The 22,212-nt window shown below is 71.9% G+C and carries 23 protein-coding genes and 1 pseudogene; 16 read left to right on the forward strand and 8 right to left on the reverse strand.

What is annotated here, in order from left to right; genetic code table 11:
* The first annotated feature begins 106 nt into the window (after positions 1–106).
* The 5 genes from ACFVWY_RS20955 (at position 107) to ACFVWY_RS20975 (ending at position 4,757) form a co-directional block, all read left to right on the forward strand.
* The gene (locus tag ACFVWY_RS20955) at positions 107–1,168 is read left to right on the forward strand and encodes an energy-coupling factor ABC transporter permease (protein ID WP_389874468.1); all 1,062 of its coding nucleotides are present in this window, start codon (positions 107–109) and stop codon (positions 1,166–1,168) included.
* A gap of 1 nt (position 1,169) precedes the next feature.
* Positions 1,170–1,931 (forward strand): cobalt ECF transporter T component CbiQ, encoded by a 762-nt coding sequence (gene cbiQ / locus ACFVWY_RS20960; protein WP_389874471.1) that lies wholly within the window; start codon positions 1,170–1,172, stop codon positions 1,929–1,931.
* On the forward strand, positions 1,928–2,701 hold the full coding sequence (locus ACFVWY_RS20965; RefSeq protein WP_389874474.1) for an energy-coupling factor ABC transporter ATP-binding protein: 774 nt from the start codon (positions 1,928–1,930) through the stop codon (positions 2,699–2,701). Before cbiQ ends, ACFVWY_RS20965 begins: the two co-directional genes overlap by 4 nt.
* An 83-nt stretch (positions 2,702–2,784) precedes the next feature.
* Positions 2,785–3,954: a serine hydrolase domain-containing protein gene (locus tag ACFVWY_RS20970; protein ID WP_389874682.1), complete on the forward strand. Its 1,170-nt coding sequence runs from the start codon at positions 2,785–2,787 to the stop codon at positions 3,952–3,954.
* On the forward strand, positions 3,951–4,757 hold the full coding sequence (locus tag ACFVWY_RS20975; protein ID WP_389874477.1) for an SDR family NAD(P)-dependent oxidoreductase: 807 nt from the start codon (positions 3,951–3,953) through the stop codon (positions 4,755–4,757). The genes ACFVWY_RS20970 and ACFVWY_RS20975 overlap by 4 nt, the downstream gene beginning before the upstream one ends.
* Before the next feature lie 30 nt (positions 4,758–4,787).
* Here ACFVWY_RS20975 and ACFVWY_RS20980 read toward each other — a convergent pair whose 3' ends face one another.
* The gene (locus ACFVWY_RS20980) at positions 4,788–5,780 is read right to left on the reverse strand and encodes an Lrp/AsnC family transcriptional regulator (RefSeq protein WP_389874480.1); all 993 of its coding nucleotides are present in this window, start codon (positions 5,778–5,780) and stop codon (positions 4,788–4,790) included.
* Positions 5,781–6,063: 283 nt separating this feature from the next.
* Here ACFVWY_RS20980 and ACFVWY_RS20985 point away from each other — a divergent pair, with 283 nt between their 5' ends.
* From ACFVWY_RS20985 to ACFVWY_RS21000, 4 genes are all read left to right on the forward strand, one after another.
* Positions 6,064–7,641: an MFS transporter gene (locus ACFVWY_RS20985; protein ID WP_389874684.1), complete on the forward strand. Its 1,578-nt coding sequence runs from the start codon at positions 6,064–6,066 to the stop codon at positions 7,639–7,641.
* Positions 7,642–7,753: 112 nt separating this feature from the next.
* Positions 7,754–8,338 (forward strand): NADPH-dependent FMN reductase, encoded by a 585-nt coding sequence (locus ACFVWY_RS20990; RefSeq protein WP_389874482.1) that lies wholly within the window; start codon positions 7,754–7,756, stop codon positions 8,336–8,338.
* Positions 8,335–9,807: a DHA2 family efflux MFS transporter permease subunit gene (locus ACFVWY_RS20995; protein ID WP_389874485.1), complete on the forward strand. Its 1,473-nt coding sequence runs from the start codon at positions 8,335–8,337 to the stop codon at positions 9,805–9,807. Before ACFVWY_RS20990 ends, ACFVWY_RS20995 begins: the two co-directional genes overlap by 4 nt.
* Positions 9,804–10,214, forward strand: a complete 411-nt coding sequence (locus ACFVWY_RS21000) for a MerR family transcriptional regulator (protein ID WP_389874488.1) — start codon at positions 9,804–9,806, stop codon at positions 10,212–10,214. Before ACFVWY_RS20995 ends, ACFVWY_RS21000 begins: the two co-directional genes overlap by 4 nt.
* A gap of 307 nt (positions 10,215–10,521) precedes the next feature.
* Here ACFVWY_RS21000 and ACFVWY_RS21005 read toward each other — a convergent pair whose 3' ends face one another.
* The 5 genes from ACFVWY_RS21005 to ACFVWY_RS21025 form a co-directional block, all read right to left on the reverse strand.
* On the reverse strand, positions 10,522–11,715 hold the full coding sequence (locus ACFVWY_RS21005) for an SGNH/GDSL hydrolase family protein (protein WP_389874491.1): 1,194 nt from the start codon (positions 11,713–11,715) through the stop codon (positions 10,522–10,524).
* Between the two features lie 330 nt (positions 11,716–12,045).
* Positions 12,046–13,125, reverse strand: coding sequence for a hypothetical protein (locus ACFVWY_RS21010; protein WP_389874493.1), 1,080 nt, complete (start codon positions 13,123–13,125; stop codon positions 12,046–12,048).
* A gap of 290 nt (positions 13,126–13,415) precedes the next feature.
* Positions 13,416–13,637: a DUF397 domain-containing protein gene (locus ACFVWY_RS21015; RefSeq protein ID WP_389874495.1), complete on the reverse strand. Its 222-nt coding sequence runs from the start codon at positions 13,635–13,637 to the stop codon at positions 13,416–13,418.
* A gap of 79 nt (positions 13,638–13,716) precedes the next feature.
* Entirely contained in the window at positions 13,717–13,932 is a 216-nt protein-coding gene (locus tag ACFVWY_RS21020) for a DUF397 domain-containing protein (protein ID WP_389874498.1), read from the reverse strand.
* Complete coding sequence (locus ACFVWY_RS21025; protein WP_389874500.1) at positions 13,929–14,789, reverse strand: Scr1 family TA system antitoxin-like transcriptional regulator; 861 nt, start codon at positions 14,787–14,789, stop codon at positions 13,929–13,931. Before ACFVWY_RS21025 ends, ACFVWY_RS21020 begins: the two co-directional genes overlap by 4 nt.
* A gap of 71 nt (positions 14,790–14,860) precedes the next feature.
* Here ACFVWY_RS21025 and ACFVWY_RS21030 point away from each other — a divergent pair, with 71 nt between their 5' ends.
* From ACFVWY_RS21030 to ACFVWY_RS21045, 4 genes are all read left to right on the forward strand, one after another.
* Entirely contained in the window at positions 14,861–15,121 is a 261-nt protein-coding gene (locus ACFVWY_RS21030) for a hypothetical protein (protein ID WP_389874503.1), read from the forward strand.
* Positions 15,118–15,522, forward strand: a complete 405-nt coding sequence (locus ACFVWY_RS21035) for a hypothetical protein (RefSeq protein ID WP_389874505.1) — start codon at positions 15,118–15,120, stop codon at positions 15,520–15,522. Before ACFVWY_RS21030 ends, ACFVWY_RS21035 begins: the two co-directional genes overlap by 4 nt.
* Positions 15,523–15,620: 98 nt before the next feature.
* Complete coding sequence (locus ACFVWY_RS21040) at positions 15,621–16,211, forward strand: GNAT family N-acetyltransferase (protein WP_389874508.1); 591 nt, start codon at positions 15,621–15,623, stop codon at positions 16,209–16,211.
* A gap of 92 nt (positions 16,212–16,303) precedes the next feature.
* Positions 16,304–18,241 (forward strand): AAA family ATPase, encoded by a 1,938-nt coding sequence (locus ACFVWY_RS21045; protein ID WP_389874511.1) that lies wholly within the window; start codon positions 16,304–16,306, stop codon positions 18,239–18,241.
* Between the two features lie 72 nt (positions 18,242–18,313).
* Here ACFVWY_RS21045 and ACFVWY_RS21050 read toward each other — a convergent pair whose 3' ends face one another.
* On the reverse strand, positions 18,314–18,640 hold the full coding sequence (locus ACFVWY_RS21050; protein WP_389874513.1) for a thioredoxin family protein: 327 nt from the start codon (positions 18,638–18,640) through the stop codon (positions 18,314–18,316).
* Positions 18,641–18,978: 338 nt separating this feature from the next.
* Here ACFVWY_RS21050 and ACFVWY_RS21055 point away from each other — a divergent pair.
* Together ACFVWY_RS21055 and ACFVWY_RS21060 are read left to right on the forward strand one after the other, a co-directional pair.
* A pseudogene (locus ACFVWY_RS21055) lies at positions 18,979–19,104 on the forward strand (site-specific integrase); the annotation flags it as partial.
* Positions 19,105–19,214: 110 nt separating this feature from the next.
* On the forward strand, positions 19,215–20,783 hold the full coding sequence (locus ACFVWY_RS21060; protein ID WP_389874515.1) for an FAD-dependent monooxygenase: 1,569 nt from the start codon (positions 19,215–19,217) through the stop codon (positions 20,781–20,783).
* Positions 20,784–21,064: 281 nt separating this feature from the next.
* On the opposite strand, the gene ACFVWY_RS21065 is transcribed toward ACFVWY_RS21060, so the two are convergent.
* Entirely contained in the window at positions 21,065–21,511 is a 447-nt protein-coding gene (locus ACFVWY_RS21065) for an anthrone oxygenase family protein (RefSeq protein WP_389874518.1), read from the reverse strand.
* A 90-nt stretch (positions 21,512–21,601) separates the two neighbouring features.
* On the opposite strand from ACFVWY_RS21065, the gene ACFVWY_RS21070 reads away from it, so the two are divergent.
* Positions 21,602–22,180 (forward strand): TetR/AcrR family transcriptional regulator, encoded by a 579-nt coding sequence (locus ACFVWY_RS21070; RefSeq protein ID WP_389874520.1) that lies wholly within the window; start codon positions 21,602–21,604, stop codon positions 22,178–22,180.
* Positions 22,181–22,212 lie beyond the last annotated feature (32 nt).

Here is a 22,212-nt window from a genome sequence, read left to right on the forward strand (position 1 = left end):
GCAATAAGGCCCTATCATTGAGCGGTTCACGACATTCTCAGCCTTGCCGTCCGTGTCGCGCCCACGGCGCCCGCGGCGGCACCGGACCGCAGGGAGCGGAGCCCTCATGCATGTACCCGACGGATTCATCGACGCGCCCGTCTCCGCCGTCACCGGCGTCGTCGCCGCGGGCGCGGTCGCGGTCAGCCTGCGGGGCGCCCGGCGCGAGCTGGACGAGCGCACCGCGCCGCTCGCCGGTCTGGTCGCCGCGTTCATCTTCGCCGTGCAGATGCTGAACTTCCCGGTCGCGGCCGGGACCAGCGGGCACCTACTGGGCGGGGCGCTGGCGGCGATCCTGGTGGGGCCGTACACCGGGGTGCTCTGCGTCACCGTCGTCCTGCTGATGCAGGGCATCCTCTTCGCCGACGGCGGCCTCACCGCGCTCGGCGTCAACGTGCTCGACATGGGCGTCGTCACCGTCGTCGTCGCCTACGCCCTCTTCCGCGGGCTGCTCAAGGTGCTGCCGGGGACGCGGCGCTCGGTGACCGTCGCCTCGTTCGTGTCCGCCCTGGTCTCCGTGCCCGCCGCGGCCGCCGCCTTCACGCTGCTCTACTGGATCGGCGGCACCACCGACATCCCGATCGGCAAGGTGTTCACCGCCATGGTCGGTGTCCACGTCCTGATCGGCATCGGCGAGGCCCTGATCACCGCCCTGACCGTCGGCGCGGTCATCGCCGTACGCCCTGACCTCGTCCACGGCGCCCGCGGCCTCACCACCGCGCTCAAGCTCCGGGTCGACGGCGAACTCGTCGACGCCCCCGCCGCTCCCGCACCGGTCCCCGCTCCCGCCGCCCGCTCCCACCGCGGCCTCTGGGCCACCGGCCTGGTGACCGCGCTCGTCCTGGCGGGCTTCGTCTCGTACTACGCCTCCTCCCACCCGGACGGCCTGGAGAAGGTCGCCGCCGACCAGGGCATCGACAAGAAGACCGAGGAACACGCGGCCAAGGACTCCCCGCTCGCCGACTACGGCGTCAAGAACGTCTCCGACGCCCGCGTCTCCGGCGGCCTCGCCGGAGTGATCGGGGTCGGTGCCACCGTCGCCGTCGGCAGCGGAGTCTTCTACGTGATCCGCCGCCGCCGCGCCCAGGACACCCCCGAGGCCCCCGCTCACGACAGGGAAACGGTCTGACATGGGCGCCGGGCACGCGCACAAGCTCTACCGGCACGGCCACTCGCCCGTCCACGGGCTGCCGCCGCACTGCAAGATCGCCGCGGCCTTCTGCTTCGTCGTGGCCGTCGTCCTGACCCCCCGCGAGGCGGTCTGGGCCTTCGGGCTGTACGCGGTGCTGCTCGGCGCGGTCGCCGCCCTGGCCCGCATCCCGGCGGGCCTCCTGCTCAAGCGGCTGCTCATCGAGGTGCCGTTCGTCGCGTTCGCGCTGCTCATGCCGTTCGTGGTGCCCGGCGAGCAGACCCACGTACTCGGCCTGTCCGTCAGCGTTCCCGGCCTCTGGGGTGCCTGGAACGTCCTGGCCAAGGGCACCCTCGGCGTCGCCGCCTCCGTGCTCCTGGCCTCCACCACCGAACTGCGCGCCCTGCTCCTGGGCCTCCAGCGGCTCAAGCTCCCGCCGCTGCTCGTCCAGATCGCCTCCTTCATGATCCGCTACGGCGACGTCATCACCGACGAGATGCGCCGGATGTCGGTCGCCCGCCGCTCCCGGGGCTTCGAGGCGAGCGGGGTACGCCACTGGGGCGTGCTCGCCAAGACCGCGGGCGCCCTGTTCATCCGGTCGTACGAGCGCGGCGAACGCGTCCACCTCGCGATGGTCAGCCGCGGCTACACCGGCACCATGCCGGTCATCGACGAGGTCACCGCCTCCCGCGCCCAGTGGGCGCACGCCGCGGTGCTCCCCCTGCTCGCCCTCGCCGTCTGTCTGCTGGGATGGACCCTATGAGCCAGCTCACCGCCCCCGCCGCGCCGTCCCTCGAAGTCAGCGGCCTCGCCTACGCCTACCCCGACGGCCACCAGGCCCTCTTCGGGGTGAACCTCACCGTCGGCCGGGGCGAACGCGTCGCCCTGCTCGGCCCCAACGGCGCCGGGAAGACCACCCTCGTCCTCCACCTCAACGGCATCCTCGACGCGGGCGCGGGCACCGTCCGGGTCGCCGGGCTCCCCGTCGAGAAGCGGAACCTGGCCGAGATCCGCCGCCGCGTCGGCATCGTCTTCCAGGACCCCGACGACCAGCTGTTCATGCCCACCGTCCGCGAGGACGTCGCCTTCGGCCCGGCCGCCTCCGGGCTGCGCGGCGCCGAGCTGGAGGAGCGGGTCACCGAGGCGCTGAAGCAGGTCGGCATGGCGGAGTACGCCGACCGGCCGCCGCACCACCTCTCCTTCGGCCAGCGCCGCCGCGTCGCCGTCGCCACCGTCCTCGCCATGCGGCCGGAGATCCTGGTCCTGGACGAGCCGTCCTCCAACCTGGACCCGGCCTCGCGGCGCGAACTGGCCGACATCCTGCGGGACCTGGACGTCACCGTGCTCATGGTCACCCACGACCTGCCGTACGCCCTGGAGCTCTGCCCGCGCTCGGTGATCCTCAGCGAGGGCGTCATCACCGCCGACGACCGCACCCAGGACCTGCTCTGCGACGACGCGCTGATGCGTGCCCACCGGCTGGAACTGCCCTTCGGCTTCGACCCGCGCTCGGTGACCGTGCCCCGGCGGTGAACCGACCCGCCCCCGATACGCGCCCCGCCCCTGGAGGCGTGCACCATGGAGGGATGAGCGGGAGCGCGGGAGCAGGCGTGGGCGTGGACGTACGCGGCACGGTGGAGGCCGGATTCGAGCCGGTACGGGATGCCTTCATCCGTAACTTCGAGCAGCGCGGTGAACGCGGCGCGGCCGTCGCCGTCTACCGCGACGGCCACAAGGTCGCCGACCTCTGGGCCGGTACGAGGGACGTCGACGGCACCGAACCCTGGGCCGTGGACACCGTCCAGGTCGTCCGCTCGGCGGGCAAGGGCATCGCCGCCGCCGTACCGCTGCTGCTCCACCAGCGCGGCCAGCTCGACCTGGACGCCCCGGTCAGCACGTACTGGCCCGAGTTCAAGGCCGCGGGCAAGGAACGCGTCCTGGTCCGCCACCTCCTCGCCCACCGGGCCGGAATCCCCGCCCTCGACTGCCCGCTGACCCCCTCCGAGGCCGCCGACGGGATCACCGGGCCGCAGGCCGTCGCCGCCCAGCGCCCCCAGTGGGAACCCGGCACCGACCACGGCTACCACGCCCAGACCTACAGCTGGATCATCGGCGAACTGGTGCGCAGGGTCACCGGCCGCACCGTCGGCCGCTGGATCGCCGAGGAGATCGCCCGCCCGCTCGGCCTGGACTTCTGGTTCGGCCTCCCGGCGGAGGAGACGCACCGGGTCGGCCGGATCGGACCCGTCGAACCGCCCACCGGCACCGGCACGTCGGACGGCGGCGTGCTCCGGATGCGCCCCAAGCGCTCCGTCACCGACGCGTACCGCGACCCGCGGTCCCTCACCCGCCGCGCCTTCGGCGCCATCGACCCGCTGCCCGACGAGAACGACCCCGGCTACCGGGCGGCTGAACTCCCCGCCTCCAACGGCATCTCCACCGCCCGCGCGCTGGCCCGCGCCTACGCCGCGATGATCGGCCCGGTCGACGGCCACCGCCTCTTCGCCCCCGCCACCCTCACCCTGGCCCGCACCGAGGAATCGGCGGGCCCCGACCGGGTCCTGGTCGTCAGCACCCGCTTCGGCCTCGGCTACATGCTGCACGGACCGGCGGCCCCGCTCCTGGCCCCCGGCTCACTCGGCCACCCCGGCCGGGGCGGTTCGCTCGGCTTCGCCGACCCCGAATCGGGCATCGCCCTGGGCTACGTCACCAACGGCCTGCAGAAGGGAGTCACCGCCGATCCCCGTGCCCAGGCACTGATCAGGGCAGTACGGTCGGCGCTATGACACCCACTCAACCCACCGGAACAGGACCGAGGTTCGCCGGACACGGCGTACTCATCACCGGAGCGGGCCAGGGCATCGGCGCGGCCACCGCCCGTCGCCTCGCCGCGGAGGGCGCCCGCGTCCTGGTCACCGACCTGGACGGCGAACGGGCCGCCCGCACCGCCGGGGCGATACGTGAAACGGGCGGCGCCGCCGAGGCGTTCGCCTGCGACGTCGCCGACCGGGAAGCCGTCGAAGCGGCGGTCGCCCACGCCGTCACCGCCTTCGGCACCCTCGACGTGCTGGTCAACAACGCGTACGCCTGCTCCGGAGACGCCCCGCTCTTCGAGGACGAGCCCGACGAGTCCTGGCAGCGCGACCTGGACGTCAGCCTCACCGGCCCCTACCGCTGCGCCCGTGCCGCCCTCCCGCACCTGGTGGCCTCGGGCCGGGGCGCGATCGTCAACATCGGTTCGGTCAACGGCGAGCAGTACTTCGGCAACCACGGCTACAGCGCCGCCAAGGCGGGCCTCGCCAGTCTCACCCGCACCCTCGCGGGCCACGCCGGACCGCGCGGCGTCCGCGTGAACCTGGTCGCCCCCGGCACCGTCCGCACCGACGCCTGGGCGGGCCGGGACGCCGACCTCGCACGGGCCGCCACCCTCTACCCGCTCGGCCGGGTCGGCGAACCGGAGGACATCGCGTCCGCCGTCGCCTTCCTCGCCTCGCGCGACGCGGCCTGGATCACCGGCACCACCCTGCATGTCGACGGCGGCCTGACGACCTCCAACTACGGGTTCCACCACGCGGTTTCGGACGACTGACCGGCCTTCCCGCGCTCGCCCGTCCGCAGCTCAGGCGAGCGCGGGGTGGATCAGCCGCCCGTGGTGGACAAGTGAGGCGGCCTGCTTGAGACGGCGCACCCGCACACTGATCTCGTACCCCCTGATGCCCTCGATGCGGGCGAAACGGCCGCTGAGGTACCGGTAGAAGTCCGGGGTGTCCTTGCAGATGATGACGGCCATGATGTTGTGCCGTCCGCTGACGGCCGCGGCGAAGGCGCATTCGTCGTGCTGCCGCAGCTCCTCGCCGATCCGCTGGAGCCGGGGCAGCTCGACCTGGAGCCAGAGGGTGGCGTTCAGCTCGTAGCCGAAGCGCTCGGGCAGGATGTCGACGTCGTAGACGAGCGAGCCGCTGCCCTCCAGGGCCGCCAGCCGCCGGGCCACCCGCGGCTTGGACCAGCCGGTGGCCTCCGCGAGGCGGGTGTGGGAGGCGCGGCCGTCCTCCGCCAGCGCTTCGAGGAGCGGGAGGTCCTCGTCGGTGGCGGGGATCGCGGGGCCGGTGGGGGTGGGGAGCCCCGCGGTCAGCTGCCGCACCTGCGCGTCGGTGAGGGCGCCGTCCCGCCCCGTCCAGGTGGCCGTGCCCGGGGTGCCGAAGGCGTGGATGAGGAGGTCGACGCTCAGGTCGAGGACCGAGGCGGCCCGGGGGAGCTGCCGCAGCAGGACGTCGTCGCGGGCGGTGTCGGTGGGGGAGCGGACGATACAGATGATCTCCGAGCCACCGGAGGCGATGCTGGTGTACGCGACCTCCGTCCGGCGGGCCAGGGAATCCGCGAGCGGCCCCACCGCGTCCGGGCGGCAGCGCAGCCGCGCCACCCACTCGGCCTGGCCGTGGGCGGCGGGACTGCTCAGCGCGATGACCCGCAGGACGCCGCCGCGGCGCAGGGCCTCGTAGCGGCGCGCCACGGTCTGCTCGGACACGCCGACGACCTCGCTGAGGCGGCGGAAGGAGACCCGCGGGGAACAGCGGAGTCCATGGATGATTCTGCGGTCCAGCTCGTCGGGCATGGAGGAATCGTCACACGTAGGGCGCCCCTGACGGAGGTTGTGTGACATTCGCCGCGATCGCTTGGGGAAGTGCCGGGGGTCGGGGCGAAGCTGGTCGACGGCTCCGCGGGTGACCGGTGGACCGCGCGGACCGCGGCGGTACGCCGGTCCGCCCGGCCTGGGAGCGGGCGTACGCCGGACGGCGGCGCTCACACAGCAGCCGAAGGAACCACCAGTGAATCCCCCAGCGACACAGGCCGGCCATGCCGGGCCGGACCTTTCCGGGCGCGGTGCCACGCTCCTCATGGCCTGCCTGGGCGTCTTCGTCGCCTACCTTCCCGTGACCACCGTGTCGGTGAGCCTGCCGGCCATCCAGCGGGCCCTGGGCGCCTCCACGTCCGAGCTCTCCTGGGTGTCGGACGCGTTCGTGCTGCCGATGGCCGCGCTGATCCTGACCACCGGGGTGTGGGGTGACGTCCACGGCCGCAAGCGGGTGTTCCAGACGGGCATGGCCCTCTGCGCCCTGGGTGCGGCGGTCTCGCTGACCGCGGACTCGGTGCAGTGGGTGTGGGCCGGGCAGGCGGCCTCCGGCCTGGGCGCGGCGGCGCTGCTGCCCACGACCCTGGCGCTGATCAGTCACGCGGTCCCCGACCCCCGGGAGCGGGGCAAGTACATCGGCCTGTGGGCGATGTCCCTGATGGGTTCGCTCGCCGTGGGCTCGCTGATCGCCGGGCTGCTGCTGGAGCACGTCGCGTGGCGCTGGATCTTCCTGCTGCCCGTACCGGTCTCGCTGATCGTGCTGGCCGTCGCCGCGTTCCGGCTGCCCGACTCGCGCGCCCCGCACGGCCGCCGCCTCGACTGGCCCGGCCAGATCAGCGCGGCCGTCGCCGTGACCGCCGTCGTCTACGGCGTCATCGAGGGCGGCGCGGACGGCTTCGGCGAGCCCGCCGTGGTGGCGGCCCTGGCGCTCGGCGCCGTCTGCGCCGTCGTCTTCGTCGTCGTGGAGCGGCGCAGCGCGAGCCCGATGCTCGACCTGGCCCTGTTCCGCAGCCCCGCCTTCACCGCCACCGCCCTGGTCGCCATGATCAGCTTCCTCGGGCTGATCGGCTTCTTCTTCGTCCTCAGCCTGTACTTCGGCATGGTGCAGCACCTGAGCACGATCGACGCGGCGCTGCGGATGGCCCTGATGTCCGCCACGTCCCTGGCGGCCGCCGTGCCCATCGGGCACCTGATGCACCGGGTCTCCGCCCGGGTCCTGATCACCACGGGCCTGGTCCTCGCGGCGGGCGCGATGTTCTCGCTGACCGGCATCGACGCCGACACCTCCTACGGCGCGGTCGCCTGGCGGCTGGTCCTGCTGGGCCTCGGCATGGGCGCCGTCCTCACCCCGATGACGGCCTCCGCGGTGTCCTCCGTGCCGTTCCGCCTGGCCGGGATGGCCGCCGCCGGGAACAACGCCTTCCGCCAGGTCGGTGCCGCCCTCGGCCCCGCCGTACTCGGCGCCCTGCTGACCACCCGGGCCGTGGACGCGCTGCCCGCCCGCCTCGCCGAAGCGGGCGTACCGGCCCCGGTGGCCGACCGCGTCCTCGGCACGGCCCGCGACCAGGGGCTCGGCGCGGTCGCCGGTCTCGACCTGGACGCCGCCACCGGGCAGGCGCTGTCGGCCCTGAGCGACGCGTTCCTCGACGGCATGCGGCTGTGCATGATCGTGGCGGCCACGCTCGCCCTGCTGGCCGCCCTCGCCTGCGCCCTGCTGCTGCGCCCGGCCGCCGATCCGGTGATCCCGGCGCCCCGGGCCGCGGACGCGCCCGGCGAGGCGTCCGAGGCGCCCGGCGCCCACCCCGCCTCGACGCCCGCGCCGGTGGCGGGAACCTCTCCCTGAGCCGCCTCCAGCTCCCCGGTCACCGTCGCGTCGAAGTCCGCGAGCGTGCCTCCGGTCGCTGACGGCCCCACGGCTTGAGTTCGCCTATAGGCGAATATCTAGCGTCGATGGCATGACGGAAGACAACCTCAATGGACGGCTCCGGATCGCTGTGGTGATCGGGAGTGTGCGCAGGCCCAGACTCGCTGACCCTCTCGCCGCCTGGCTGGAGCGCGAACTCTCCGCGGTCGACTGGGTCGACCTCGACATGATCGACCTCGCCGCGGTTTCTCTGCCGATGCACGAGATGCAGCCGGGCGGGGCGGCCGTGTCCCCGATCGCCGGCCGGCTCGCGGGTGCCGACGGATTCGTGCTGCTCACGCCGGAGTACAACCACAGCTTCCCGGCACCGTTGAAGAACGCGATCGACTGGCACGTCACGGAATGGGCGTACAAGCCGGTCGCGTTCGTCGGATACGGCGGTTCCGGCGGTATCAGGGCCATTGAGCAGTTGCGGACGGTCTTCCCGGAACTGCGCGCCACCACCGTCCGGGAGACAGTTCTGCTGCCGATGGCGTGGGAACACCTTGACGCCGACGGCCGATTCGTCCCCCCGCCGGGCACGGTGCGGGCGCTGCGGGCAACGATGAACGAGTTGCGTACATGGGCACGGGCGTTGCGTTCCCTTCGGCTCGCGGACCAGGCCGGGCGGGCATGAACAAGCTGACGGGATCGGAACTGCGTGCCGCGGTCGTGCTGGCGTCGGGCGGACTGATGGCGGTGCTGGACGCCACGATCGTCGCGGTGGCGCTCCCTCGGCTGATGGTGACGTTCGGTACGTCGTTGGCGTCCGTCCAGTGGGTCATCACCGCGTACACGCTCGCGATGGTCGCGACGATGCCGCTGGCTGCGGGCCTTGCCGCACGATGGGGAGTCCGTCGCGTGTATCTGGGGGCGCTGGCCGGTTTCGCGGTCGCCTCGGCTGCCGCCGGGGTGACCGGCAGCTTGGCCGGGCTGATCGCCGCGCGGGCGGCACAGGGCCTCAGCGGCGGCCTGATGGCGCCCCTCGGGATGGCGATCGGGTTCGCTGTGGTCGCGCCCGAGCGCCGCGGCCGGATGATCGCGGTCACCGGCCTTCCGATGCTGATCGGGCCGGTCCTGGGCCCGGTACTCGGCGCGTTGCTCCTGGGTACCGGTTCGTGGCGGCCGTTGTTCTTCATCACCGTGCCGCTGGCGCTGCTGGGCATGGCCGGTGCGCTGGCCTGGCTGCCGGCCGATGGCGCACACGGACCGAGGGTCCGGCTCGACCTGCTCGGAGCGATGCTCCTGGTTCCGGGCATTGTCGCGGTGGCCTACGGCATCAGCGCCCAAGAGGGCCCGGTCTGGGGTCGCGTCGGCACGGCCGCCATCGGTGCGGTTCTGGTCGCGGTGTTCTCCGTCCGTGCGCTGACCCGTCCCGAACCTCTGCTGCGGATCGGCCTCCTGCGGAATCCGACGTTCGGCCGGGGCGCCGCGATCCTCGCCCTGTATGCGGCTCCCTACTTCGGCACGGTCGTGCTGACACCCGCCTACGTGCAGATCCTGCGCTCGGACAGCGCATCGGTCACCGCCGCGCTGATGGTTCCCGGGGCGGTCGGGATGGGGATCAGTCTGCAGATCGCTGCCCGATGCCTGGAGCGGCTTGGTCCTCGGCTGGTCGTCGGCACCGGGCTCGGCCTCGCGATCGGCTCCGGGCTTGTCCAGGCGGTCATTCTCCGGCCGGACACTCCCTACCTGGTGCTCGGACTGCTCGGGCTCCTCCAGGGAGCGGGGACCGGCGCGATCATGATGCCGACGATGGCCAGCTCCAGCCGCGATCTCCACGGCCCTGACCTGGCCTCGGCCTCCGCGATCCTGTCCATGGTGACCACGATCGCGAACGGCATCGGCACCGCAGCGGTCAGCGCGCTGTTCACGGTGCTGACCGGCGCGATGACCGGTGGCGGGTCGCTCGCGGCTCTGGCCGACGCGGGAGCGGCGGCCAGAGCCGCCGACGCGGCCACCCTCGTGGATGCTCAGCGGCTGACCCACGTGGCGGCCCTCGTCGTGATGTCGCTCGCCTTCGTCGTGAGGCTGCGCTCCCCCAGCCGCACCGCCGTGATACTGGACCGGCAGGACTCATCTGTGAACGGGGGACATGCGCCATGACCGCCAGCGGACATGCCGGCCACGAGTCGGGCCACGCCTCACTCACGGTCGGGCAGGTGGCGAGGGCCGCGGGGGTAACGGCCAACGCCATCCGCTTCTACGAGCGCTACGGCGTGATCAGCGGCTACCGGAACAGCGGCAACGCCCGCCGCTTCACCGCCGACGCGATCTGCCGGGTCAAACTCGCCCTCGCCGCGCAGCGCGTGGGAATCACACTCAAGGAGAGCGCCGACATCCTCGCCGGTGTGCCGTCCCTCTCGCACGATCTCGCCCAGTGGGTCGCTGCGGGGGACGAACTCGTCCGCATCGGCCGCGTCCGCATCAGCGAGCTCCAAGCGACGGTGAACGCACTGGAATCCCTCGCATTCCTGCGGCCGGGCCCGTCGGAGAGTCGGCCACAGCCCTGACAGGCCCGACGCCCGGTGAGTCCTGCCGTCCGTCGGCCCCGTCGAGCCCCGCAGGGCGAACCGGCCGCGGCCCCGTGCGGGGAACGTGCGGAACCGTCGGAGCGCCCGCCGCCCGGACGGCACGTCGCTGCCGGCTTCCGTACCTTCCGGGCACGCCAAATCCCCCCGAACGGCGGCCGATCCCCCACCCTGCGGTGGGCTTCCGCGCTACGGAGGGACGGGGCGACGGCGCATTCCGGCGCACCCCGGAACCGCCTTCGGGTCTACCCCGATCGGCGTTCACGGGTCGTCCGCCGGGCGGCCGGAGTTACTTCAGGGCGTCGCGGACGGCGGCCTCGACCAGGGCGGCGGTCTCGGCGTGACCGGCGGAGTTGGGGTGTACGAGCGTGGCCCGCTTGTCGTCGGAGCACGCCAGGGTGACCAGGCCGAGGGCGAGGTCCTGCGGCCAGTACGGACCTGCCTCGCCGCAGATCCCCTCCACCCACTTCGTGCCCGGGGGCTGGCAGGCGTCGTGGCCGACGCTGGGAGTGGCGATGTCGACGTACGTGTCGCCGCTCAGCTTCGTGAGGGCCCGGATGATCGCGTTGAGGTGGTTGTTCACCCCGTTCAGCCAGGCGATGTCCCCGTGGGTGACCGAGATGCGGCCGACCCCCTGGAGATTGGCGGTCAGTTCGCTGGAGTCCGCACGGTCGCAGACCTCTGGGTCGGCCGGGACGATCGTCGGGTAGCCGACCGTGATGACCTTCGCCTCGGGCGCCTTCTTGTGCACGTCACGGAGCATGGTGACGTACTCCTGCGAGACCCGGTCGTACTTGTCGTGGATCGACTCGGGGTCGAAGACCGGGCCGTTCGCCTCGTAGGCGTCCCGGCAGGGGGCGGCCTCGTCCGACCGGCCGATCCCGCTGGTCAGGCAGGACACCAGCATCTTGCTGAACGGCAGGCTGTTGCCACCCGCGCCGATCGTCACCACGTCGGTGCGCGAACTCAGCGGCGCGCGGTGGACCTGGGGGGCCACGCTGGGCCAGCCCTCCTTGGGCGTCTGCACCGGGCTGACAGGGTTCTGCCGCTCGGTGGTGACCTCGTCGATGGTGGCGCCACCGCAGCTGACGTCGGTCAGTTTCACGGGCCGGTCCCCCGGCGGGTGGGCGGCGAGCCTGCGCGCGACGAGGCTCGGATACGCGCCCGTCGTACGGTCGCACCCGTCCCGGTTCGGGCTGTCCAGTGCCGGGCTCGGGTCACCGACGAACTCTCCGGTCGTGTAGGAGTCGCCGAGCATCACCCACTGCGCGGGGTCGTCCGCCGGTGCCGTAGCCGGGGCCGAGGCTGGCGCCGGGGGACGGACCGGGGTCGCCGAAGCCCCGGATTGCGCGGCCGTAGCGAGGGCCAGCGTGGCCGCCGCCCCCAGCGCGACCTTGCGGGTGAAGCCCCCGCCCCGCGCGGAACCGGCGGGGCGGGGGCTTCGCCCGGAACCGGCGGCTGGGGACTTCTTGAGGTGGAACACGTAGCCTCCTGGGCAGACCAGACAGTCGATTACGCATCGCACCCAAACAGCTACGTTTCGCGCCCGTCCAGTTGGGCCCCGATCATTCACCCCACCGGGTTCACTGGGCTCCACGCCCTTCACTTCCCTGCGCGTTCCGGCCGATCGGCCGGGCGGCCACGGTGCGGATGCGGACGCCGCGCGGCTGTTCGACGGCCCATCTGATCGTCTCTCCCGGTCGGTTCGCGGAGAGTCGCTCTGTTCATGAGAACGAGAACAGAACAGACAGCAGAGGTGAGCCACTTCGCCGGGTGCGCCGGTCGGAGCTGCATGACCGGCGCTGACGCACGGTCAGTACATCTGGGTCAGGTTCTCGGTGATCTCGCGCAGCCACGGGGCGCGGACGGGTGACAGCCGGGCCAGGGTTCGTTCGAAGACCTGCCAGTCGATCCGGAACACGTCATGGACAGCCGGCGTGGGCGGGTCGTCGCGAAGGAAGCCGTCGGGTAGTGGACCCGATGTGGGGACGGGCAGCCGCGGCTCGGGGAAGACCAGCCGGAACCACACCTCGAACGGCAACGGGACCAAGTCCGCCGGAGTGTCCGGGGTCCATGCCTTCCCGGTCTGGGGGTGGGACGGCACGAGGAGGATGTCCGCGTCTGCGGTGCGGGTCGGCTGTCCTGGTCCGGCCAGGACGGCACGCCGCGTCGGCCGACCGGTCGGCAGCGTGTCGAGGGCGCGTTGGAACATCGTCGCGGTCATGCCGTCCGGAACGGCAACCGCCTGGCCTCGCGAGGCCATCAGGAGGTGGGCGAGCGCCTGCCCGGCCGCCGCGACCCACTGGGGGCTCCAGTGCCACCGGTCGCCCGCCCGGAACGGCTCTCCCCACGAGGCGATCGGCTCGGACGGGGACACGCCCGCCCCCTCCGCGAGCAGGTCAGCCCAGGACGACAGTCCGGCGTCGGCCCCTTCGACGGGACGGCGGCGCACGGCGCTCGGGGCGAGCCACACGGCCTGCCAGAGAGAGCAGTCGTCGATCCTGCTCGCCACGGGAAGACCGCATGCGGAGCAGGCCATGTTGGGGCCGTCGCCCCCGTCGAAGCCGCAGCAGGCACCGCCGCGCCTCTCCGGGATCAGAACAGTGCCACGGGTGTCTCCCGGTGCGATGACGACCGCTCCGGCCGCGCCGTCAGGCAGAGCGCGGTCCGGTGCGCAGATCCCGCGAGCAGCCGCCCTGCCCGGACCGGTCTCCTCCCGCCTTCGCCACGGCGGCCCCAAGGGCTCCGGTTCCACGGCGAACGTCCCCGGTTCCATCAGCACCGGGAGCTGAAGCCCGTTCCCGTACTTCTGACGCGCGTGGACCGGCAGGGCCACCTGGGACAACGGTGCGGTCAACTCGGTCTCGCACCGCACACACACGAAAACGAACAAACGTCCTCCGCTCGGGAAACAGAGGCATCGTCGCAGCTCCGAGGCAGACCGGCCAACGCGTATTCCGTTCGCTGCGGAGCTGAAGCGCGGCCATGACGCAGGGCATCACCGTTCGCCTCACCTTTCGCATCTTCGGCGGACTCCGATACCTCCCGAAGCGGTGGACAGCCGCCGCCCGCACGCGTGGACCAGGCCGGTCATGTGCGGCGCCCGCCCGTGCGGTGACGACGGCATGGGGGGAAGGGCAGCACGTGAAACGCTCTCCACGTCACCTGCGGTACCGCAGGGGGTCAGACGGTGCCGAAGTCTCCGGCCTTGACGCCCGCCACGAAGGTGGTGAAGGCGGTGGGGGAGGTGTGCAGTACGGGGCCGTGCGGGTTTTTGGAGTCGCGTACGGGGATGACGCCTGTGGTGGGCGCCTGCGCCGGGGCCCACTCGACGCAGGAACCGCCGTTGTCGCTGTAGGAGGACTTGATCCAGTAGGACGGCGGGGTGTCGGTCGTGTTCGTCATGGGGCTCCCTTTCTCGAACGCCCCGCCATGCAGGGCACGGCGGGGCGGCATCGGGTCACATGAGCTGCGCGTCCGTCGGTCAGACGGTGCCGAACTCTCCGGCCTTGACGCCCGCCACGAAGGTGGTGAAGGCGGTGGGGGAGGTGTGCAGTACGGGGCCGTGCGGGTTCTTGGAGTCGCGTACGGGGACGACGCCGGTGGTGGTCGCGGTGCGCGGGGCCCACTCGACGCAGGTCCCGCCGTTGTTGCTGTAGGAGGATTTGACCCAGTGGTGGGTCGCGGCTTCGGTCGTCACGGGGTGCCCTTTCGTAGCTGGTGGACCATGTCCAGGGAAGCTGTCTGCGACAGAGATACGGCCTGCAACTGATGGTAGGCCCTCACCAGGGGCAGCACGGAGGCCAGTTCACGGTCCAGTTGGCCTTGGGTCTGGGACTCCACGTAGGCGAAGACGGACCGGTCCTGGAGGGTCAGCAGATTCACCGACCGGTCGAGCGAACGACGTTCGCCGATGCTGTACGGGGCGATCTGAAGCATGGTGTTCGGTTGCGAGGCGAAGTCGATCAGGTGCTGCAACTGGGCGTCCATGACGGCGGGGCCACCGATGGGCCTTCGAACGCAGCTCTCGTCCAACACCGCGACCAGCAGAGGGGGCAGGGGGCGCACCAGTGCAGCCTGTCGCTCCACCAGGAAGGAAACCCGTTCGTCGGCCTGCTCCTGCGTGATGACTCCCCGGTCGACTGCGCTGGATGCCAGGGCCTGTGCGTACTCGCGAGTCTGAAGCGGCCCGGGGATCATGCCGCATTCGAAGAGCTTGATCTCTGCTGCTCGGCCCTCGTAGGCCACGTACTCCGGGAAACCCTCCAGGAGATTGCCGTGCTTGATCTCGCGCCATTCCCGCTCGAACGAATCAGCGGTGTTGGTCGTATCTAATGACACATCGACACGACGAGAGAACGGCAGAGTAGGCGATTTCCGACCAGTTTCAATCGCCGAGATGTGCCTGCCCGTGCACCCGACCAAGGTGCCGAGGTGGTCCTGGGTCCAGCCGTGCTCTTCGCGCAGCCTGCGTAAACGTGCTCCGAAGGCTGCTGCGGGGCTCGCCTCCGGGTTCAGCTCCTTGCGGTTTACCAATGTGTCCTGCCTCTCGGCCATGTTGATGACACTTCGACTCTAGGTCACGCTGAAGCCTCTTGGTAGTGGGACAACTACGGAGCGGAGTTGACGTGTGTGAGGATGACAGTGCTCTGAATGGCCAGGAACCCCCAGAAATTCCGCTTCCTGGAGCGCTGTTCAGGGATACGGGTCGGGGGGACCGGGTGGGGGAGTTCCGTGGGGTGGTGGGGCCGTACTGGTCGTTGCGGCCGGTGGGCGGCGGGGTGGAGTGGGAGGCGGAGCCGGAGTGGGTGCGGGCGTTGACTCCGGCGGAGCGGCTGAGTGTGGAGAACGCGTTGCGGAATCTTCGGAGCAGCAGGGGCGGCGTATGAACAGGGCGAAGAAATCGGTGGGTTACCGATGTGAGGTGCTGGCGGTGGAGTTCTTCGGGGACACCGGGCAGATGGCCCGGTATGTGCTGGGTACGTTCGAGACGATCTCGCCGGTGCTGGCGGTGCGGTGGCTGGGCGGCCAGGCGTTGTGGATCGCGGACCGGCTCAACGATGACCCCGAGTCCGGGCCGCGCCTCGATCTGGAGGGCGCGGCGTGGGTGCAGTCCCTGCGGCGGCTGCCGATCGGCTCCACGCCGAACCGCCCCGTCGAACTCCGTGCCTGGTACGCGGACCGCAAGGGCCAGCGCGAGGCTCAGGCTCACCTCAAGGGCGGCAACCCGCTCCTGGTCGTCGTCCCGGACACCGACTGCACCTACACCCTCTCTGCGCACCCCGCCTGAAACGTGGCGTTCCGGCCCCGGTGCCCGGCCGGGCCGTACGCGTACGGGGTGGCGCGGTGGCGGGGAGGCGGGGCGGTGGCGGTGCGTACGATCGGGCCATGCACACCACCGTCACACTGCGCGCGGGTGCGGCACCGTCGGCCCCCGCCCTCGTACTCCGTCCGTGGCGTGGGGATGACGTGCCCGCCCTGGTCGACGCGTTCCGGGATCCCGTACTGCACCGCTGGGCCGGACCGGCTCTGACGAGCCCGGCCGACGCGGAACGATGGGTCCGGGACCAGGAGCGGAACTGGGCGGCGGGGAGCCGGTTCGGGTTCGCGGTTCTTGAGGTCCAACCCCATGTGCCGGAGGGGGAGTTGGCGGGCCAGGTGATCCTCAAGAAGGATGCCGGTTTCGCGAGCCGTTCGGCTCAGGTGGGCTACTGGACGGCGGCGCACGCCCGTGGACGCGCCGTGGCGCCGCGTGCTCTGGAAGCCGTCACCGAGTGGGCCTTCGGTGCCTGGGCACCGGACGTCCTGGAACGCCTTGAACTCCTGCACCAGGTGGACAACCCGGCCTCCTGCCGTGTGGCGGACAAGAGCCGGTACGTCCTCGACGGCGTCCTGCCCCCGGCGCTGCCCGCCTTCCCCCGCGAGGGCCACCTGCACATCCGGCGAAGGAGCCCCCGGACCCTGCCCGGACCGGCCTGATCCCCCTCCTGCGCGACCCCGCCAACTGACGCCCGGACACGGCCGATTCTGGGAGGATCATCACAAGTATCCACCGGACGGGCGGGCGCAGGGTGAGAATCAGCAGGATCACGGCACACAACTTCCTGTCCTTCGCCGAGTTCGGCATGGACGTGGGGGAGGGGCTGACCGTGGTCACGGGCCCCAACGCCGCGGGGAAGTCGAATCTGGGCCAGGTGCTCAACGCCGTATCCGCGTTCCTGAGCCGTCACCGTGACGGGGACCAGCGCGATCTGCTCTCCCTGTATGAACAGGCCGGTCACCACGGGTCCTCCGCCTTCACGCTGACGGTCTCCTTCGAGCTGGATCAGCCGTGGGAGCAGGAGCTGGTCACCGACTTCGTGAGGGCCTCGTACATCAGCGTCGGGAGCCAGAAGTACCAGGGGATGGGCCCCGGCACCGAGGATTTCGAGCAGGCCGCCGAATCCCTCATCACCGCCGACTCCGTGGCCGCGCTGTTCCGCGGAACGCTGCGGCTGGACTTCGACTCCCACCGGGACTCCGGCTGGTCCTGTGCCTGGCAGTTCGACCACGGCGAGACCCGCTCCCACATCCAGATGGAGGGCCCCTGCCAGCAACAGCTCCGCCCCGGAGCCGCCCAGGGCTGGAAGACCGTGCCCATGGAACAGGTCACCGAGGACCCTCCGCCCGAACTGGTCGACTTCCCGGCGATCCTGAACGGGCTTGAGCAGCCGGTCTGGTTCGGCGTGCTGACGTTCCGCGACCCGTACAGCTCCCGGCCCGCCTCCATGGTCGGGCTGTACCGGGCGCTGAAGCTGGCGGAGCGCAATTCCGTGCCCTTCGTCGCTGTGCTCGGGAAGATCTGGGCCGCAGGTGTCTCGGTGACCACCAACCGGCGCCTTCCCGCGCGTCGGCGGTTCGCCCTCAGGGAGCTGGAGGGCCCCCTCGACCTGAGCGACGGCAGCCGCACCCCGGCCGAGCTGTACCGGCTGAAGAACGGCGTGCGGGAGCAGCGCGAGCGGTTCCACCGCGCCCAGGAGGTGTTCCACACCATCACCGGGGCGTTCCTGGACGTCCAGGCATCTCCCGAGGCCGACGAGATGGTCATCGATGTCGTGATCGACACCGGCCACGGTGAACGCCGTGCCGAGTTCACCGGTGCGGGCCTCCAGGAAGTCGTCCTGCTGGCGACCCTGACCGCGGGGGAGCCCGGCCGGGTCGTCGTCCTGGACGAACCGGGGGTCCAGCTGCATCCGACCATGCAGCGACGGATCGCCCGGAGCGCCCTGCGTGAGGTGCAGGCCGTCCTGATCACCCACAGCGCGGACCTGGTCCCGGCGGCCACACCGCAGGACCTCACGCGCATCGTCCGCCTGGCCCCCGGGGCGGACGGGGCGACGACGGTCCGGCGTACCTCGGCGACGACCGCTTCCACCCTGGCCGGCTGGATCCAGAACCTGGCCGCCTCCGACACCAGGGCCCTGCTCTTCGCGCGGGCGGTGATCCTCTGCGAGGGGGCGACCGAGGTGGGTGCCCTGGGCCACTGGTGGAACAACTCGGCCACCCGGCCGGGGCCGGAGGCGGCCAACGTCCCGCTGCTGGACGTCGGAGGCGACAACAACTTCGGCGGCTACATCAACTACCTGAGGGCCTTCGGCATCCCCTGGGCCGTCATCGCCGACGGACCGGCTCTGCGCGGGGACAGCGGGCTCGCCAGACAGCTCGCCAAGCAGCGGCTCCGACCGGCCGGGCCTCCGGACGACGCGGACGACTTCCCTGCCTGGAGCGCCTACTGGAAACCCGCGGGTGTGTTCACCCTCGCCGACCGGTTCGGCGACGACCGCAGCAAGTCCGGTGAACTGGAGGCGTACCTGAGACGCCTGGACCCCCAGCTCTTCGACCAGGCCCGGAAGGAGACCACCAGCAAGCCGCGGGCGGGCGCCCTTTTTGCGGCCCGCTACCCCCACGCGGCGCCGCCGGAGGTGGCGGCCCTGTACGAGGACGTGGCCGCGTACCTGGCGCTCGGCTAGGACGTGTCCGCTCCGGCAGCCGGGGACAGGCGGCGGGCGGGACCGCTCAGATGTCCGGACGGGTGCCGACGGTCACAGGTGCGGAGTGATCAGGGAGACCACCCGTGCCTTGTTCGCGGGACCGATCCAGGTGCCGACGATCTTGCCCCCCTTGAACACGTGGAGCGTGGGGATCTGGGTGACCCCCTGCTTCTGCGTCGTCTGCGGGCTCTCGTCGATGTCAATCCGGGCGATGGTCAGACGGCCGGAGTACTCCGACGCCACCTCGGCCAGCACCGGGTCGAGCGCCCGGCACACGTCGGACCACTCCGCGCGGAAGACCGCCAGCACCGGCCCGGCCCCCTTGACCACCTTTGTCTCGAAGTCCGCGTCGGTCACATCGATGACGGTGCCAGCCATGAGTTCCTTCCTTTCGTGGAGCCGGAGAAGGAGCGCGGGCCGGTGAGACGCCGTGAGCCCGAACCGGCGACCAGGCGCCGCCGGTCCGTAGACGGCGCCGGAGATCCTGACCGGGAGGAGGCGGCCACCGCCACCGCGCGTTCCTTCTCTGGAATCGGCCGCGGCACGTTGCCGCGGTAGGGGAAAGACTCCATCGCGGCACACAGAGGCCGCGCGGTTTCGCCACCAACGGGCTTGATCATGCTGGCGCATGTCCGAACAGTCGCTCTTGCGCTCCTTGTGCCCTTCCTGCCCTGCCGCGCAGGCGCCCGGTCCCTGCCGGGGGCCGGGCGAGGTCCGTCAGCCCCCGCGACGTCTGCCCGGACATCGGGCTGGCCAGGCTGTCGTACGGGCAGGCCCGAGCGCTGCTGGACGAGCACACGGCCCTCCGCGGCCCCGGTACGGGCGGGGACCTGTACGCATGGCCTGACCGACCTCAGCGCTGACCGTGACGACCCCAATCTCCTTGCCGGGCTGGTCCCTTGACAGCGTCACGCCTTTTTGGCTTCCCCGGCCCTCGGTCATAGTCGGCGCCATGGACTATGACGTAGACGTAGTGGTGGCCGGAGGCGGCCCGGTTGGACTGATGCTGGCCTGCGAACTCCGGCTCGGAGGCGCGCGCGTGGCCGTCCTGGAACGCCTCACCGAACTGAACCCGACGATCAAGGGCGGGGCGATCACCACGCCCAGCGCCGAGGCGCTCTACCGCAGGGGCATGCTGCCCGCGCTGGCCGAGGTGCAGCGGCAGACGATGGACCGCTTCCAGGCGTTCATGCGCGAGCGGAACAGCGGCGACGGAGGCGTGGCCGCGGGCCAAGGGCTCGGGATCGTCGGGCACTTCGCCGGAATCATGCTGCGCGCCGACCTGGTCGACCATACGGAACCGGGCCTCGGTGACGCCGGACCCGCCGCCGAGATCGCTTTCGTGGCGCAGCAGGACATCGAGCGGCTGCTCGGAGAGAGGGCGGACGAGCTCGGCGTCGACGTGCGCCGGGGGGTGGAGCTGACCGGCTTCGACGCGGACGACGGGGCCGTCACCGTGCGGACCAGTCGCGGGGCCATACGCGCTGGCTGGCTCGTGGGTTGCGACGGCGGACGCAGCGTGGTCCGCAAGCTCGCGGGGTTCGAGTTTCCCGGTACGGACCCGGAGACCACCTGTCACCAGGCGGTCGTGGAGATGACCGGCGCCGAGGACCTGAAGGTCGGCTGGACCGCCACGGACACCGGGGTGTACGCCTACGGGCCGATGCCGGGCCGCGTCGTCACCGTGGAGTTCGACGGCCCTCCGGCCGACCGGGACGCGCCGGTCACCGCCGAGGACCTCCAGGCGCGGCTGCGCCGCGTATCCGGCGTGGACGTCACGGTCACCCGGGTGCGGACCGCGACCCGCTTCACCGACCACGCCCGCCAGGTCACCGAGTACCGCAAGGGCCGGGTTCTGCTGGCGGGTGACGCGGCGCACGTGCACTCCGCGTTCGGGAGCCAGGGCCTGAGCCTGGGGGTCGGGGACGCGATGAACCTCGGCTGGAAGCTCGCCGCGGTGATCGGCGGCCGGGCGCCGGAAGGGCTGCTGGACACGTACACCTCCGAGCGGCACCCGGTCGGTGCGTGGGTACTGGACTGGACCCGGTCGCAGGTAGCGGCCATGCGCCCGGACCCGCAGTCCCGGGCCCTGCGCGCGATCGTCAGCGACCTGGCGGGGACGGTCGTGGGCACCACGTACCTCACCGCGCGGCTCAACGGCGGCGGGGTGCGGTACGAGCTGCCGGGCGAGCACCCGCTGACCGGCCGCAGCACCCCGGACCTCGAACTCACCGGCGGCAGCCGCCTCGCGGACCACCTCCACGGCGGCCGGGCGCTCCTGCTCGACCTCACCGACGACCCGGAGCTCCGGGCCCTCGCCGCGGGGTACGCCGGCCGCGTCGACACCCTGACGGCCCGCTGCCCGTCCCGCCCGGAACTGGCGGCGGTCCTCGTCCGCCCGGACGGCTTCACGGCCTGGGCGGCCGACGCGGGGGCACAGGCGCCGACGCCGACGGCCGGGCTGGCGGAAGCGCTGGAGGAGTGGTTCGGAGTGCCGGAGGGTGCGGTGACGCCCGGCTGATCCGCCGCTCTGACGACTGAATCGAACCACGAGCCGGTCCCGCCCACGGCCGCCGCAGCCACCCGGTGCGGCGGCCGTGGGCACCCCAGTCCCGGCCCCGCGGCAGCCCGGACCTCTCCCCCCGGCATCCCGCCGGCTCTTCCCCGGCCGCCGAAGCGGCCAGAAGCACCCCCGTACCCGTGCCGGAAGCGCGCTCGTCCGCACCGGAGCCGGAGCCGGAGCCGGAGCCGGGGCCGGGGCCGCGCGGGTCGTCGCCACCGGCGGGGTGCGGGCCCCGGGGCTCAGACGAGGGCCGCGGCCAGCAGGGCGAAGGCGGCGATGATGACGGCGACCCGGACGTAGTGGAAGCGGTCCCAGCGGTTCATCTGCTCCTTCCAGTCGGCGGGCCGGTTCTCGGGGGTCCAGGTCTTGCCCTGGTTGTTGATCGGGACGAGCAGCAGGACCGACATGGCCACGCTGATGAGCAGCAGCACGCCCGCCGTGACGACGAGACCGGTGCCGTGGTGGTGCCGTCCCGCGACGGCCCAGACCGCGACGAGGGCGAGCGAGGTGAGGTACCAGACCGGCATCACGGCGCCGAGCATCCGGCCCCCGTGGGCGCGGCCGAGCTGGCCGCTGTCCTCGGGGAGTGCGTTGAAGATCGGGTTGATGACGAAGGCGACGGAGAACTCCACCCCCACCATCACGCCGACGACCACGGTGGTGAACACCTCAAGTGCGTTGAGCATGACGACCTCTCCGTTTTCTAGCGTTGCTAGGTGACGGGTCAACGCTAGTGCTGCTCCTGCTCGATTGTCTAGCGGTGCTAGGGTCGGGTCATGTCGGTACAGGAACGCAAACAGCGCGAACGGGCGGAGCGCGAACGCCTCATCGTGGCGACGGCCCGGGAACTCGCCGAGCAGCAGGGCTGGGACGCGGTCACCACCCGTCGGCTCGCCGAGCGCATCGAGTACAGCCAGCCCGTCCTCTACAGCCACTTCCGCGGCAAGCGCGAGATCATCGGCGCCGTCGCCCTCGAAGGTGCCGCCGAGATGGCCGTGGCGCTGCGGGCCGCGACCTCCGCCGCGGAGGGACCTCGCGCCCGGGTCGCCGCCCTCGCCCGCACCTACCTCGACTTCGCCGCGCGCAACCCGGCGGTCTACGACGCCCTGTTCCAGCTCGACGGCGGTCTGGCCTTCGCGGACGAGGACACCCCCGAGCCGCTGAAGGACGCCTTCGCCGCCCTGCTGGAGAGTCTCGGGGAGGTCGCCGGGGACGGGGTCCACCCGGCGCTGTTCACCGAGACGTTCTGGGCGGCCCTGCACGGACTGGCCACCCTGACCCGGGCGCGGCGGCTCCCGCCGGAGGACACCGGGCGCAGGGTGGACCTGCTGGTGGACCGGCTCGCCACGTTCTGACACCGCGTTGCGGCGGGCACGCGGCCGGGGCC

Source organism: Streptomyces sp. NPDC058195, from assembly GCF_042883525.1.
In the GTDB taxonomy this organism is placed as follows: Bacteria; Actinomycetota; Actinomycetes; order Streptomycetales; family Streptomycetaceae; genus Streptomyces.